This is a genomic window from Streptomyces sp. Rer75, from assembly GCF_013414305.1.
Lineage (GTDB): Bacteria > Actinomycetota > Actinomycetes > Streptomycetales > Streptomycetaceae > Streptomyces > Streptomyces himastatinicus.
The window spans coordinates 3,724,448-3,740,158 of sequence record NZ_CP058693.1 but is presented as its reverse complement, the minus strand read 5'-3'; the positions used below and the strand labels follow the sequence as shown (position 1 = coordinate 3,740,158).

Below are 15,711 nucleotides of genomic sequence, written 5' to 3'. Positions count from 1 at the left end.
TTAACCGGCGCATAGCCTCTCGTGGAGAAGTCGACTAATTGGTTGTTGGTTACCGGCTCCCCTGTTGAGGATCTGTGGAGCATTTCCGATGCCGTCTGCCGTAAATGGATTGCGTAAATGGCGAATGAAGAGACGCTGCGGGACTACCTCAAGCTGGTAACGGCGGATCTGCATCAGACTCGCCTCCGCCTGCAAGAGGCCGAGGCGAAGAACCACGACCCCATCGCCATCGTGGGGATCGGCTGCCGTTATCCCGGAGGCGTCCGGTCGCCCGAGGACCTGTGGCGCATCGTCAGCGAAGGCGTCGACGCGGTGAGCGACTTCCCGGTCGACCGCGGGTGGAATGTCGACAGGATGTACCACCCGGACCCGGACCACCCCGGCACCAGTTATGTGCACGAGGGTGGATTCGTCGACGGTATCGCCGACTTCGACCCGTCGCTGTTCGGCATCAGCCCCCGTGAAGCGCTCGGCATGGACCCCCAGCAGCGGCTGCTGCTGGAGACCTCCTGGGAAGCCTTCGAACGGGCCGGAATCGACCCGCTTTCGGCGCGCGGCAAGCAGGTGGGTGTTTTCGTCGGCACCAGCAATCACGACTATCTCGGGGCGATCCTCAGCTCCAACGAAAACTTCGAGGGCTACTTCGGCACCGGCAACGCCGCGAGCGTCGCCTCCGGCCGCCTCTCGTACACCTTCGGCTTCGAGGGCCCGGCGGTCACCGTCGACACCGCCTGCTCGTCGTCGCTGGTGGCGCTCCACCTCGCCGTCCAGGCGCTGCGCCAGGGCGAATGCTCGCTCGCCCTGGCCGGCGGCGCGACCCTGATGTGCGCGCCCGGCGTCTTCGTCGACTACAGCAAGATGCGCGGGCTGGCCCTCGACGGCCGCTCCAAGCCCTTCGCCCCGGAGGCCGATGGCTTCTGCCTCGGCGAGGGTGTCGGCATCCTGCTGGTCGAGCGGCTGTCGGACGCCCAGCGCAAGGGCCACCCGGTGCTCGCCGTGGTCCGCGGCTCCGCCGTCAACCAGGACGGCGCAAGCAACGGCCTCACCTCTCCCAACGGCCCCTCGCAGCAGCGCGTCATCCTCCAGGCGCTCGCCAACGCCCGGCTCTCCCCCGACCAGGTCGATGCCGTCGAGGCGCACGGCACCGGCACCGCCCTGGGCGACCCGATCGAGGCGCAGGCGCTGCTCGCCACGTACGGCCAGGACCGGCCCGCGGGCAAGCCGCTGCTGATCGGCTCCATCAAGTCCAACATCGGCCACGCGCAGGCGGGCGCCGGTGTCGGCGGCGTCATCAAGATGGTCATGGCCATGCGCCACGGAGCGCTGCCCAAGACCCTCCACCTCACCGAGCCCACCCCGCACGTCGACTGGACCGCCGGGGACGTCGAACTGCTCACCGCCACCCGCGAGTGGGCGCACGACCCGGAGGGCGCCGAGCCGCGCCGCGCGGGTGTGTCGTCGTTCGGCATGAGCGGCACCAATGTGCACACCATCCTGGAGGAGGCCCCCGCCCCGGCCACCTCCGCGGCTCCCGCCCGGGCCGATGTCGTGAAGCCGGAAACGCCGCAGGCCACGCCGGTCCTGACGCCGGTCGCGCTGTCCGGCAAGAGCCAGGACGCGCTGCGCGCCCAGGCCGCCCAGCTGCACGCACACCTCACCGCCCACCCCGGCCACCGCCCCGCCGACGTCGGCTACTCGCAGGCCGTCACCCGCGCCGCGCTCGACCGCCGCGCCGTGGTCGCCGCGGCCGACCGGGACGAACTGCTCGCGGGCCTCGCGGCGCTCGCCGAAGGCCGCCACCACCCCGAGGTCACCGAGGGCCTGGCCGTCGAGGGCAACATCGCGTTCCTCTTCACCGGCCAGGGCAGCCAGCGGCTCGGCATGGGCCGCGAACTGTACGAGAACCACCCGGTGTTCGCCGAGGCCCTGGACGCGGTCTGCGCCCAGCTCGACCGCTTCCTCGACCGGCCGCTGAAGGACGTGCTGTTCGGCGACGACGCCGCCGCGCTCGACCGGACCGGCTACACCCAGCCCGCCCTGTTCGCCGTCGAGGTGGCGCTGTTCCGCCTGGTCGAGTCGTGGGGCCTGCTGCCCGACTTCCTCTGCGGCCACTCCATCGGCGAGATCGCCGCCGCCCACGTGGCCGGGGTGCTGTCCCTCACCCACGCGTCCGCCCTGGTGGCCGCGCGCAGCCAGCTGATGCAGCAACTCCCCGGCGGCGGCGCGATGATCGCCGTGCAGGCGTCCGAGGACGAGGTGGCGCCGCTGCTGAGCGAGCGTGTCTCGATCGCCGCCCTCAACGGCCCCACGTCGGTCGTCATCGCGGGCGACGAGGACGCGGCTCTGGAGATCGCCGCGTCGTTCGAGGAGCGGGGCCGCAAGACCAAGCGGCTCACGGTCAGCCACGCGTTCCACTCCCCGCACATGGACGCGATGCTGGACAACTTCCGCCAGGTCGCCCAGCGCCTCACCTACGAGGCCCCGCAGATCCCCATCGTCTCCAACCTCACCGGCGACCTGGTGAGCGCCGACGAGATCACCACGCCCGAGTTCTGGGTCCGCCACGTCCGTGAGGCCGTCCGCTTCCTCGACGGCGTGCGCCGCCTCGAGGACCTCGGCGTGACCACCTTCGTCGAACTGGGCCCCGACGGGGTCCTCTCGGCGATGGCGCAGGAGTGCGTGACCGAGGCGAAGACCAGGACGTTCGCGTTCATGCCCGCCCTGCGCCCCGGCCGCCCCGAGTCCCGCACCGTCCACCAGGCGCTCGCCCACGCCCACGTCCGTGGCGTCCCGGTCGACTGGAACACGTACTACGCGGGCACCGGCGCCCGCCGCGTCGACCTGCCCACCTACGCCTTCCAGCGGCAGCGCTACTGGCCCGCCAACCCCTTCTCGTACGGGGAGGAGTCCGCCGCCGAGACGAGCGCACCGGCCGTCGCCGACGCCCGGTTCTGGGAGGTCGTCCACAGCGAGGACCTGGCCGCCCTGGTCGACACCCTCGGGCTCGACGGCGACCAGCCGCTCAGCGAGGTGCTGCCCGCGCTGTCCGCGTGGCGCCACCGCAACCACGTCGACACCACCGTCAACGGCTCGCGCTACCGCACCACCTGGAAGCCGCTGCCGCCGTTCCAGGCCACGCCGCTCACCGGCACCTGGCTCGTCGCCACCCCCGCCGGACACGCCGACCACCCCTGGGTCGCCGGGCCCCTGCGGGCCCTGGCCGAACGCGGCATACGCGTCCACCAGATCACCGTCGACGGCACCACCGACGACCGCGCCGCGGTCGCCGAACACCTCCGCACCGCCCTGCGCCACGACGAGGAGCAGGAGACGCGCGTCGACGGCGTGCTGTCCCTCCTCGGCCTCGACGAGCGCCCCCACGCCGCGCACCCCGCGCTCACCGCCGGACTCGCGGGCACCCTCGCCCTCGTCCAGGCCCTCGGCGACGCCGGTACGGACGCCCCCGTCTGGTCCGCCACCCGCGGCGCCGTCTCCGTCAGCCGCTCCGACCGGCTCACCAGCGCCGTCCAGGCACAGATCTGGGGCCTGGGCCGCACCGTCGCCCTCGAACAGCCCGACCGCTGGGCCGGGTCGATCGACCTTCCCGAGACCGCCGACGACCGCGCCCTCGCCCGGCTCGCCGACATCCTCGCCGGACCCGACGCACTCCGCGACGAGGACCACCTCGCGATCCGCCCCCAGGGCGTCCACGCCCGCAGGCTGGCCCGCGCACCGCACCACGAGACCACCGGCGACGGCTGGTCCACCCACGGCACCGCACTGATCACCGGCGGCACCGGCGCCCTCGGCGCACACGTCGCCCGCTGGCTGGTCGCCCACGGCACCCGGCACGTGCTGCTCGCCGGGCGCCGCGGCCCCGACGCCCCCGGCGCGAACGACCTGGCCAACGAGCTCACCGCCCGGGGCGCCGAGGTCACCATCGCCGCCTGCGACGTCGCCGACCGCGACGCCCTCGCCGCGCTCCTCGCGACCGTACCGGCGGAACACCCGCTGACCACCGTCGTCCACGCCGCCGGTGTACTGGACGACGGCGTGCTCGACGCGCAGACCCCGCAGCGGATGGCCGACGTGTTGCGCGCCAAGGCCGACGCGGCACGCCACCTGGACGAGCTGACCCGCGGACACGACCTGTCCGCCTTCGTGCTGTTCTCCTCCATGGCCGCCACCTTCGGCGCCGCCGGCCAGGCCAACTACGTGGCCGCCAACGCCTACCTCGACGCGCTCGCCGAACAGCGCCGCGCCGAGGGCCTGCCCGCCACGTCCCTTGCCTGGGGCGCCTGGGCCGAGGGCGGCATGGCCACCGACGAACTCGTCGCCGAACGGCTCCGGCAGTCCGGGCTGCCCGCCCTCGACCCGGAAGCCGCCACCACCGCCCTGGGCGCCGCGCTCGACCTGGACGAGACGTTCTCCCTCGTCGTGGACATCGACTGGGACCGCTTCGCGCCCGGCCTCACCACCAACCGCCCGAACCCGCTGATCGCCGACCTCCCCGACGCCCGGCGCGCCCTCGACGCGGCCCGCGCCGCCAGTGCGGCCACCCCCGGCGCCACGCCCGGCGACGCGTCGTCGCTGGCGCGGCAGCTGGCCGACGCCGCGACCGACGAGGAACGCGACCAGCTCGCCCTGGACTTCGTCCGCACCCAGGTGGCCGTCGTCCTGGGCTACCCCGGGCCGGACTCCGTGGAACCCAGCCGCGCCTTCCGCGACCTCGGCTTCGACTCGCTCACCGCCGTCGAGATCCGCAACCTGCTCGGCACGCTCACCGGGTTGCGGCTGCCCGCCACCATCATCTTCGACTACCCGACGCCGATCGCCCTGGCCGACCACCTCCAGGCCGAACTCATCGGCTCGCGCCCGGCCGTCACCGGTGCGTCGTCCGTGGGCGTGGCCGTCGACGACGACCCGATCGCGATCGTCGGCATGAGCTGCCGCTTCCCGGGCGGGGTCCGCACCCCCGAGGAGCTGTGGCGGCTGCTGGCGTCCGGGCAGGACGCGGTGACGGACTTCCCGGCCGACCGCGGCTGGGACGTCGAGTCGCTGTACGACCCGGAGTCCGCAGCCGAGCACACCAGCTATGTGCGCGAAGGCGGATTCCTCGCGGACGCCGCCGAGTTCGACCCCGTCTTCTTCGGGATCTCGCCGCGCGAGGCCCTCGCGATGGACCCGCAGCAGCGGCTGCTGCTGGAGACCTCCTGGGAGGCGTTCGAGCGGGCGGGCATCGACCCGACGACGCTGCGCGGCCAGCAGGTCGGCGTGTTCGCCGGTACGAACGGCCAGGACTACCTGCCCGTGATCCTCGCCGCCCCCGATGGGTCGGAAGGCTTCATGGGCACGGGCAACGCGGCCAGTGTGATGTCCGGCCGGGTGTCGTACGCGCTGGGCCTTGAGGGTCCGGCCGTGACGGTGGACACGGCCTGCTCGTCGTCGCTGGTGGCGCTGCACTGGGCGATTCAGGCGTTGCGGGCGGGTGAGTGCTCGTTGGCGCTGGCCGGTGGTGTGACGGTGATGTCGACGCCGGGTTCGTTCGTGGACTTCAGCCGTCAGCGTGGGCTGGCGGCGGACGGTCGTATCAAGGCGTTCGCGGCCGGTGCGGATGGCACCGGTTGGGGCGAGGGCGTGGGCATGCTGCTCGTGGAGCGGCTGTCCGAGGCCCGGCGCAACGGTCACCCGGTGCTCGCCGTCGTCCGTGGCTCGGCCATCAACCAGGACGGCGCGTCCAATGGTCTGACGGCGCCGAACGGCCCGTCGCAGCAGCGTGTCATCCGGCAGGCGCTCGCCGGTGCGGGCCTGTCCGCCGCCGAGGTGGACGCGGTCGAGGCGCACGGGACGGGCACCCGGCTGGGCGACCCCATCGAGGCGCAGGCGCTGCTCGCCACCTACGGCCAGGACCGCGACGCGGACCAGCCGCTGTGGCTGGGCTCCATCAAGTCCAACTTCGGCCACACGCAGGCCGCCGCCGGTGTGGCGGGCGTGATGAAGATGGTGCTGGCGTTGCAGCACGGCATGCTGCCGCAGACCCTCAACGTCGACGAGCCGACGCCCGAGGTCGACTGGTCGGCGGGCGCGGTCGCGCTGCTGACGGAGGCGCGGGAGTGGCCGGAGACCGGCCGTCCGCGCCGGGCCGCCGTGTCCTCGTTCGGCATCAGCGGCACCAACGCGCACACCATCATCGAGCAGGCCCCGGCCCTCGATGAGGAAGCCGCGACAGTCGCTCGGACCGGCGGCCCCGCCGCCTGGGTGCTGTCGGCCAAGACCCCCGAAGCGCTGCGCGACCAGGCCGCGCAGCTGCGCGCACACCTGGACTCCCGCCCCGAGCTGGACGGTCACGACGTGGCGTTCACGCTCGCCACGCGCCGTACGGCGTTCGAGGAGCGGGCCGCCCTGGTCGCCGACGACCGCACCGGGCTGCTGACCGCTCTGGACGCCCTGGCAGCGGGCGAGTCCGCCCCGGGCCTGGTCGAGGGCTCGGTGGCCGGTGGCAAGGTGGCGTTCCTGTTCACCGGTCAGGGCAGCCAGCGGCTCGGGATGGGCCGTGAGCTGTACGAGGCGTACCCGGTGTTCGCGGACGCGCTGGACGAGGTGTGCGCTCACTTGGACGCGCATCTGGAACGGCCGTTGCGGGACGTCCTGTTCGGGGACGACACCGCGGCGCTGGACCAGACGGCGTTCACCCAGCCTGCGCTGTTCGCCATCGAGGTGGCGCTGTTCCGGCTGGTCGAAGCCTGGGGCCTGAAGGCGGACTTCCTGTCCGGCCACTCCATCGGCGAACTGGCCGCCGCTCATGTGGCGGGTGTGCTGTCGCTCGCGGATGCGGCGAAGCTGGTGGCCGCGCGTGGGCGGTTGATGCAGGAGTTGCCCGCTGGTGGCGCGATGGTTGCCGTCCAGGCGTCCGAGGACGAGGTGCTGCCGCTGCTCACCGAGCGCGTCAGCATCGCCGCCCTCAACGGCCCGACGTCGGTCGTGATCGCGGGTGACGAGGATGACGCCGTGCAGATCGCGGCGTTCTTCGAGGCGCAGGGTCGTAAGACCAAGCGGCTCACCGTCAGCCACGCCTTCCACTCGCCGCGTATGGACGGGATGCTGGAGGCGTTCCGCGAGGTCGCGGAAGGGCTGTCGTACGAGGCTCCCCGCATCCCGATCGTCTCCAACCTGACCGGTGCCGTGGTGTCCGCCGAGGAGATCGCGACCGCCGACTTCTGGGTGCGCCACGTCCGTGAGGCGGTCCGCTTCCTCGATGGTGTACGCACCCTCGAAGCGCAGGGCGTCACGACGTACATCGAGCTGGGTCCGGACGGTGTGCTCACCGCCATGGCGCAGGAGTGCGTGACCAGCGACGACGACACCGCCGCCTTCGCATCCGTCTGCCGCAAGGACCGCCCCGAGGCCGAGGCGCTGCTTTCGGCCGTTGCGCGGGCGCACGTCCGTGGCGTGGCGGTGGACTGGGCGGCGTTCTACGCCGGGACGGGCGCCGCGCAGGTCGAGTTGCCTACGTACGCCTTCCAGCGGCAGCGCTACTGGCCGAAGGTGTCGTCGCTCTTCCTCGGCGATGTGGCCGCGGTGGGCCTGGGCGAGGCCGAACACCCGCTGCTCGGTGCGAGCGCCGAACTGCCGGACTCGGACGGGACGCTGTTCACCGGCCGCCTGGCGCTGTCCACCCACCCCTGGCTCGCGGGTCACACGATCCTGGACAGCGTGCTGCTGCCGGGCACCGCGTTCGTGGAGCTGGCGATCCGCGCCGGTGACCAGGTCGGCTGCGACTACCTCGAAGAACTGACCCTCGAAGCGCCGCTGGTCCTGCCCGAGCAGGGCGGTGTGCAGCTGCGGCTCTCGGTGGGCGCGGCCGACGAGTTGGGTCGCCGCCCGCTGACGCTGCACTCGCGCCGGGAGAGCCTGCCCGCCGAGGAGCCGTGGACCCGGCACGCGACCGGTGTCCTGGCGTCGGGTGGTCGCCCGGAGGCGATGTTCGAGCTGGGCGCCTGGCCGCCCGCGGACGCCGCCGAGATCGACCTCGACGGCCGCTACGAGGGCCTGCTGGACATCGGCTTCGCGTACGGCCCGGCGTTCCGGGGCCTGCGCAGGGCGTGGCAGCGCAACGGCGAGGTGTTCGCCGAGGTGGCGCTGCCCGAGGACGTGGCCGAGGACGCCGCCGCGTTCGGCCTGCATCCGGCGCTGCTGGACTCCGCCCTGCACGCCATCGGGCTCGACGGCCTGGGCAACACGGGCGGCGAGGGGCGGCTGCCGTTCGCCTGGACCGGGGTGTCGCTGTACGCGAGCGGCGCGTCGGCGCTGCGCGTCCACCTGGTGCCCGCGGGCAACGACGGGGTGCGGCTGGAGATCGCCGACACCACCGGCGCGCCCGTCGGGGCCGTCGAGACGCTGGGGCTGCGGCCGGTTTCGGCCGAACAGCTCCAGAGCGCGCGTACGGCGTACCACGACTCGCTGTTCCGCCTGGAGTGGACGGCGGCCGGGCCCGTGGCCTTGACGGACACCCCGGTCGAGGGCCGGTGGGCCGTCCTGGGCACGGACGCGCCGGGGCTGGGCGGCACGGCGTACGCGGACCTCGCGGCGCTGGCCGAGGCCGTCGCCTCGGGCACGGCTCCGTCGCCCGAGTACGTCGTCGTGGCGCCGTCCACGGAACACCACGGCGGTGACGTGGCCGCGGGCGCGCACCGGGCCGCCGCAGAGGCGCTTGCCACCGTCCAGCAGTGGCTGGGCGAGGAGCGGTTCGGGGACGCCCCGCTGGTGGTCGTGACCCGTGGCGCGGTGGCCGCCGACGCCGGTGAGCCGGTGGCGGACCCGGCCGGTGCGGCCGTCTGGGGTCTGCTGCGCTCGGCGCAGTCGGAGAACCCGGGCCGTTTCGTCCTGGTGGATGTGGACGGCCGTGACGAGTCGGCGCAGGCGCTGCCCGCCGCCGTGGCATCGGGCGAGCCGCAGCTCGCGATCCGCGCGGGTGTGGTGTCGACGCCACGGCTGTCGCGGGTGCCCGTGGAGCCGGGCGAGCCGGGGGCGGACGACGCCCGTGGCCTGGACCCCGAGGGCACGGTGCTGGTGACCGGTGCGTCCGGTTCGCTGGGCGGGCTGGTGGCGCGCCACTTGGTGGCGGAGCGTGGCGTACGCCAGCTGCTGCTGGTGAGCCGCCGCGGCGACCAGGCGCCGGGTGCCGCCGAACTGGCCGCAGAGCTGGCCGAGTTGGGCGCCCATGTGCGTTGGGCGGCGTGTGATGTGGCGGACCGGGACGCGCTCGCCGCGACCCTCGCCACGGTCCCCGCCGAGCATCCGCTGACCGCCGTGGTGCACACGGCCGGTGTGCTGGACGACGGTGTGATCGGTTCGCTGACGCCCGAGCGCATCGACCACGTCATGCGCCCGAAGGTGGACGCGGCGTGGAATCTGCACGAGCTGACCCGGGGCCTGGAGGACCTCGCGGCGTTCGTCCTGTTCTCGTCCTCCTCCGGTGTCTTCGGCGGTCCGGGACAGGGCAACTACGCCGCCTCCAACGCCTTCCTCGACGCACTCGCGCAGCACCGCGCCGCCCAGGGCCTGCCCGCCACGGCGCTGGCGTGGGGCCTGTGGGCCGGTGCCGGTATGGGCGACACCCTGGACGAGGCCGACATCAACCGCATGCGGCGGGCCGGACTTCCGCCGCTGCCGGTGGCGGACGGCCTCGCGCTGCTCGACACCGCGCTGACCGTGAACGCGGCGTCGCTGGTGCCGATGCGGGTGGACCTCGGGGCGCTGCGCAACCAGCCCGCGATCTCGCCCCTTTTCCGTGGCCTGGTGCGCATCCCCGCGCGGCGCGCGGTGGACGCGGTCGCGTCGGGCGGTGACGCCGGGCTGGCGGGTCGGCTGGCCGGGCTGAGCGTGGCGGAGCAGGAGCGGCTGCTGCTGGACCTGGTGCGGGCGCAGGTCGCGACCGTGCTGGGCTACGCGGGCGCGGACACCATTGGTTCCGGGCGGGCGTTCAAGGACCTGGGCTTCGACTCGCTGACGGCCGTGGAGCTGCGTAACCAGCTCAACTCCGTCACCGGGCTGCGGCTGCCCGCCACTCTCATCTTCGACTACCCGGACCCGCAGGTGCTGGCCCGCCATCTGCGGACCGAGCTGGTGGGCGAGGAGCAGCAGACGGCGGTGCACACGCCGGTGCCGGTGTCGGCCGCCACCGACGACGACCCGATCGTCATCGTGGCGATGAGCTGCCGCTACCCCGGCGGGGTCACCACCCCCGAGGAGCTGTGGCAGATGCTCGCCGCGGGCGAGGACGGCATCACGCGCTTCCCGGACAACCGCGGCTGGGACCTCGACGCCCTGTACGACCCGGACCCGGAGACCCCGGGCACCTCGTACGCCCGCGACGGTGGTTTCCTGCACGACGCGGCCGAGTTCGACCCGGCGTTCTTCGGGATCTCCCCGCGCGAGGCCCTCGCGATGGACCCGCAGCAGCGGCTGCTGCTGGAGACCACCTGGGAGGCGTTCGAGCGCGCGGGCATCGATCCGTCGTCCGTACGCGGCAGCAAGACCGGTGTGTTCGCGGGCGTCATGTACCACGACTACGGGTCCCGGCTGCACGCCGTACCGGACGGGGTCGAGGGCTATCTCGGCACCGGCAGCTCCAGCAGCGTGGTGTCCGGCCGCGTCGCGTACACCTTCGGCCTGGAGGGCCCGGCCGTCACGGTCGACACGGCCTGCTCGTCGTCGCTGGTGGCGCTGCACCTGGCCGCGCAGGCGCTGCGCAACGGCGAATGCTCGCTGGCGCTGGCCGGTGGTGTCACGGTGATGTTCACCCCGGGTACGTTCATCGACTTCAGCCGCCAGCGCGGGCTGGCCCGCGACGGCCGCTGCAAGTCGTTCGCGTCGGCCGCCGACGGCACAGGCTGGGGCGAGGGCGCGGGCATGCTGCTGCTGGAGCGGCTGTCCGACGCCCGCCGCAACGGCCATGAGGTGCTGGCCGTCGTGCGCGGCAGCGCCGTCAACCAGGACGGTGCGTCGAACGGCCTGACGGCGCCCAACGGCCCGTCGCAGCAGCGCGTCATCCGGCAGGCCCTCGCCAACGCCCGCCTGGCCACCGGCGAGGTGGACGTGGTCGAGGCGCACGGCACCGGTACGACGCTGGGCGACCCGATCGAGGCGCAGGCGCTGCTCGCCACCTACGGCCGGGAGCGGGACGCGGAGCAGCCGCTGTGGCTCGGCTCCGTCAAGTCCAACCTGGGCCACACCCAGGCCGCCTCCGGTGTCGCCGGTGTCATCAAGATGGTGCTGTCGATGCGCCACGGTGTGCTGCCGCGCACCCTGCACGTGGACGAGCCGTCGCCGCACGTCGACTGGGAGGCGGGCGCGGTCTCGCTGCTCACCGAACAGCAGACGTGGCCGGAGACCGGCCGCCCGCGCCGCGCCGCGGTGTCGTCGTTCGGCATCAGCGGCACCAACGCGCACGCCATCATCGAGCAGCCGCCCGCCCCCGAGGCGAACGAGGCCCCGGCGGACACCACGGCCCTGCCGTACGTCCCCGTGCTGCTCTCGGCGCGCGACGAGGACGCCCTGCGCGCCCAGGCGCGGCGCCTGCGCTCGCGGATCGCCGCCGGGGCCGACCTCACCGACATCGGGTTCTCCCTCGCGACGACCCGCGCCGCGCTCGAACACCGCGTCGCCCTGGTCGCCGACGGCCAGGACGAGGTGCTGGGCGCGCTGGACGCGCTGGCGCGCGGCGAGCACCCGGCGGCAGAGCTGCGCGGGGTCGCCGCCGACGGCGGCAAGGTGGCGTTCCTGTTCACGGGGCAGGGCAGCCAGCGGCTCGGCATGGGCCGCGAGCTGTACGCGACGTTCCCGGCGTTCGCGCAGGCCCTGGACGAGGTGTGCGACGCGCTGGACCCGCACCTCGAACGGCCACTGAAGACGGTGGTGTTCGGGGACGATGCCTCGGTGCTGGACCGGACCGGCTTCACCCAGCCCGCGCTGTTCGCGGTCGAGGTGGCGCTGTTCCGGCTGGTCGAGGCGTGGGGTCTGCGGCCCGACTTCCTCTCCGGCCACTCCATCGGTGAGCTGGCCGCCGCCCACGTGGCGGGTGTGCTGTCGCTCGCGGACGCGGCGAAGCTGGTCGCGGCGCGTGGCCGTCTGATGCAGGAACTCCCCGCCGGTGGCGCGATGATCGCGGTGCAGGCGTCGGAGGACGAGGTGGCGCCGCTGCTCACCGAGCGCGTCAGCATCGCCGCTGTGAATGGCCCGACCTCCGTGGTCATCGCGGGTGACGAGGACGCGGCGCTGGAGATCGCGGCTGGCTTCGAGGCGCAGGGTCGGAAGACCAAGCGGCTCACCGTCAGCCACGCCTTCCACTCGCCGCGCATGGACGCCATGCTCGCGGACTTCCGCAAGGTCGCGGAGGGCCTGACGTTCAACGCCCCGACGATCCCGCTGGTCTCCTGCCTCACCGGCACCGTGACCACGGCCGACGAGATCCGCATGCCGGACTTCTGGGTCCGCCATGTCCGCGAGTCCGTCCGCTTCGTCGACGGTGTGCGCACCCTGCGCGACAACGGCGTGACCACCTTCGTGGAACTCGGCCCCGACGGGGTGCTCTCCGCGATGGGCGAAAACTGCCTCGCCGAAACCGAAACCGAAACCGAAGCAGAGAACGACGGCGACCAGGCGGCGTTCGTCCCCGCCCTGCGCAACGGCCGCCCCGAGGCCCAGGCGCTGGCCACCGCCCTCGCACAGCTCCATGTGCGCGGCGTGGCCCTGGACTGGGCGGCCGTCTACGCCGGGCGCGGCGCCCGCCGCGTCGAGCTGCCGACGTACCCCTTCCAGCGTCAGCGCTACTGGCTCGACGTGGGCATTTCCGCCGAGGACGTGGCCTCCGCGGGCCTCGGCACCGCGGGTCACCCGCTGCTGGGCGCGGCGGTGGAACTGCCCGACACCGGCGGCTTCGTGTTCACCGGACGGCTGTCGCTGCTGACGCACCCCTGGCTGGCCGACCACGCCGTCATGGACACCGTCCTGCTGCCCGGCACGGCCTTCGTCGAGCTCGCCCTGCGGGCCGGTGAGGAGGCGGGCTGCGACGCGGTCGAGGAGCTGACCCTCCAGGCGCCGCTGGTCGTGCCCGAACAGGGCGCCGTCCAGCTGCGGCTGGAGCTGGCCGCGGCCGACGAGACGGGGCGGCGCCAGCTGACCCTGCACTCCCGCCGGGAGGACGTCCCCGCCGACGAGCCGTGGATCCGGCACGCCACCGGCTTCCTCACCCCGTCGTCCGGGGCCGCCGAGCAGACCGACCCGGCCGACCTCACCGTGTGGCCGCCCGCCGACGCGACTGCCCTCGAAACCGACGCGTTCTACGAGCACGCGGCCGCCGCCGGACTCGGCTACGGCCCGGTCTTCCAGGGCCTGCACGGCGCCTGGCGGCGCGGCGACGAGCTGTTCGCCGACATCCGGCTGCCGCGGGCCCATGAGCCCGAGGCCGCCACGTACGGGGTGCATCCCGCCCTGCTGGACGCCGCCCTGCACACCCTCGGCCTCGACACGCCGGACGGCGCGGAGAGCGAGGGGGCACGGCTGCCGTTCGCGTGGACGGGCGTACGGCTGCACGCCGGGGGCGCCGCATCGCTGCGCGTACGGCTGCGCCCGGCCGCCGAAGGCGTGTCGCTCCACCTCGCGGACGGCACCGGCGCCGCCGTCGCCACCATCGACGGTCTGGTGCTGCGCCCGCTGTCGGCCGACCAGCTGAACGCCTCGCGCGCCGCGTACCACGAGTCGCTGTTCCGCCCGGAGTGGACGGACCTGCCGGCCCCCGCGTCCGCCACCGGCATCCCGGTCGGCGAACGCTGGGTGACCCTCGGCGCCGACCCCGCCTTCACGGCCGCGGGCGAGCGGCTGGACGACTACCCGCACCTGACCGCCCTCACCGATGACCTCGACGGCACCGCCCCCGACGTGGTGCTCGTCCCCCTCACCGGTGGCGGGGCGTCGCTGCCCGAGGCGGCCAAGGCCGCCGCCCGGGACGCCCTGGACCTCGTGCAGAAGTGGCTGGGCGACCAGCGGTTCGCCGACACCCGCCTGGTGTTCGTGACCCGCGGCGCGGTCGCGGCACGCCCCGGTGAGGACATCGCCGACCTGACCCACACCCCCGTCTGGGGCCTGGTCAAGTCCGCCCAGTCGGAGAACCCGGGCCGGTTCGTCCTGGTCGACGTCGACGGCACCGACGCCTCCCAGCGCGCCCTGCCGACGGTGCTCGCCACCGACGAACCGCAGCTCGCGCTGCGCTCCGGCACCGCACACGCCTACCGGCTCGCCCGGGTCCCGGCCCAGCCGGACACCCCGAGCCCGGAGGGCTTCGGCGACCCGCAGGGCACCGTGCTGCTCAGTGGCGCGAGCGGCGCCCTGGGCGGTCTGTTCGCCCGCCACCTGGTGGCCGAGCGCGGCGTACGGCAGCTGCTGCTGCTCAGCAGGCGCGGCGGCGACGCCCCCGGTGCGGCCGAACTCGCCGCCGAACTGGGCGCGTTGGGCGCCACGGTGACCTGGGCGGCCTGCGACACCGCCGACCGGGATGCCCTGGCCGCCGTCCTCTCCGCGATCCCGGCCGAGCACCCGCTCACCGCCGTGGTGCACACCGCGGGCGTCCTGGACGACGGTGTGATCAGCTCGCTGACCGGCGAGCGGATCGACGCGGTGCTGCGCCCCAAGGTGGACGCCGCGTGGAATCTGCACGAGCTGACCCGCGAGCTGGACCTGTCCGCGTTCGTGCTCTTCTCCTCGGCCGCCGGAGCCTTCGGCAGCTCGGGGCAGGGCAACTACGCCGCGGCGAACACCTTCCTGGACGCGCTCGCCCAGCACCGCGCGGCGCACGGCCTGCCCGCGTCGTCGCTGGCCTGGGGCCTGTGGGCGGCGGCCGACGGCATGGCGGGCAGCCTGGAGTCCACCGACGTGAGCCGCATCTCGCGCGGTGGCTACGAGGCCCTGCCGCAGGACGAGGGCCTGGCCCTGTTCGACCTGACCGACACCCTCACCGGCACCGATGCCGCGGTGTTCGTACCCATCCGCATCGACACCGGCGCCCTGCGCGGCCAGGCCGCCGCCGGGCTGCTGCCGCCACTGCTGCGCGGCCTGGTCCGTACCCCCGTACGGCGCTCCGCCGACACCGGAGCCACCGGTGTGCCCGGAGCGGCCGGAGCCGGGACCGACTCCGGCTCGCTCACCGAGCGGCTCGCGGGGCTTTCGGACACCGAACGCGACCGGGAGCTGTTGGAGCTCGTACGGGCCCATGTGGCGGCCGTCCTCGGACACGCCACACCCGACGACGTCGACGCCGGGCGCGGCTTCCTCGACCTGGGCTTCGACTCGCTCACCGCCGTGGATCTGCGCAACCGACTGGGCGCCGCCGCCGGACTGCGGCTGCCGGTCACGCTGATCTTCGACTACCCGACGCCCACCGCCCTCGCCGGGTACCTGCGCGAGGAACTCGGCCTGGACACCACGGCCGCACACCAGCCCGTGCACGCGGAACTCGACAAGCTGGAAGCGATCCTCGCCACGATCGCCCCCGACGACGCCGAGAGCCCCGGCATCACCACCCGCCTGCGCGACCTCCTGTCGAAGTGGAATGAAACGCACAGTGCTACGGACAGCACCGCACAAGACCGTGAAATCCAGTCCGCGACAGCAGACGAGATCTTCGATCTCCTCGACGACGAGCTCGGGCTCTCCTGA

At 73.7% G+C, this 15,711-nt stretch carries 1 protein-coding gene; it reads left to right on the top strand.

Going from position 1 to position 15,711, the window contains the following annotated elements:
* Window positions 1-117: 117 nt before the first annotated feature.
* Window positions 118-15,711 carry a type I polyketide synthase gene (locus HYQ63_RS15620; protein ID WP_179934364.1) on the top strand — a complete coding sequence of 5,198 codons (15,594 nt, stop codon included), beginning with the start codon at window positions 118-120 and terminating at the stop codon, window positions 15,709-15,711.

Bases quoted from the DNA above. Each gene is read 5' to 3' on its own strand.
- HYQ63_RS15620 (WP_179934364.1), top strand. From the start codon at position 118: ATGGCGAATGAAGAGACGCTGCGGGACTACCTCAAGCTGGTAACGGCG.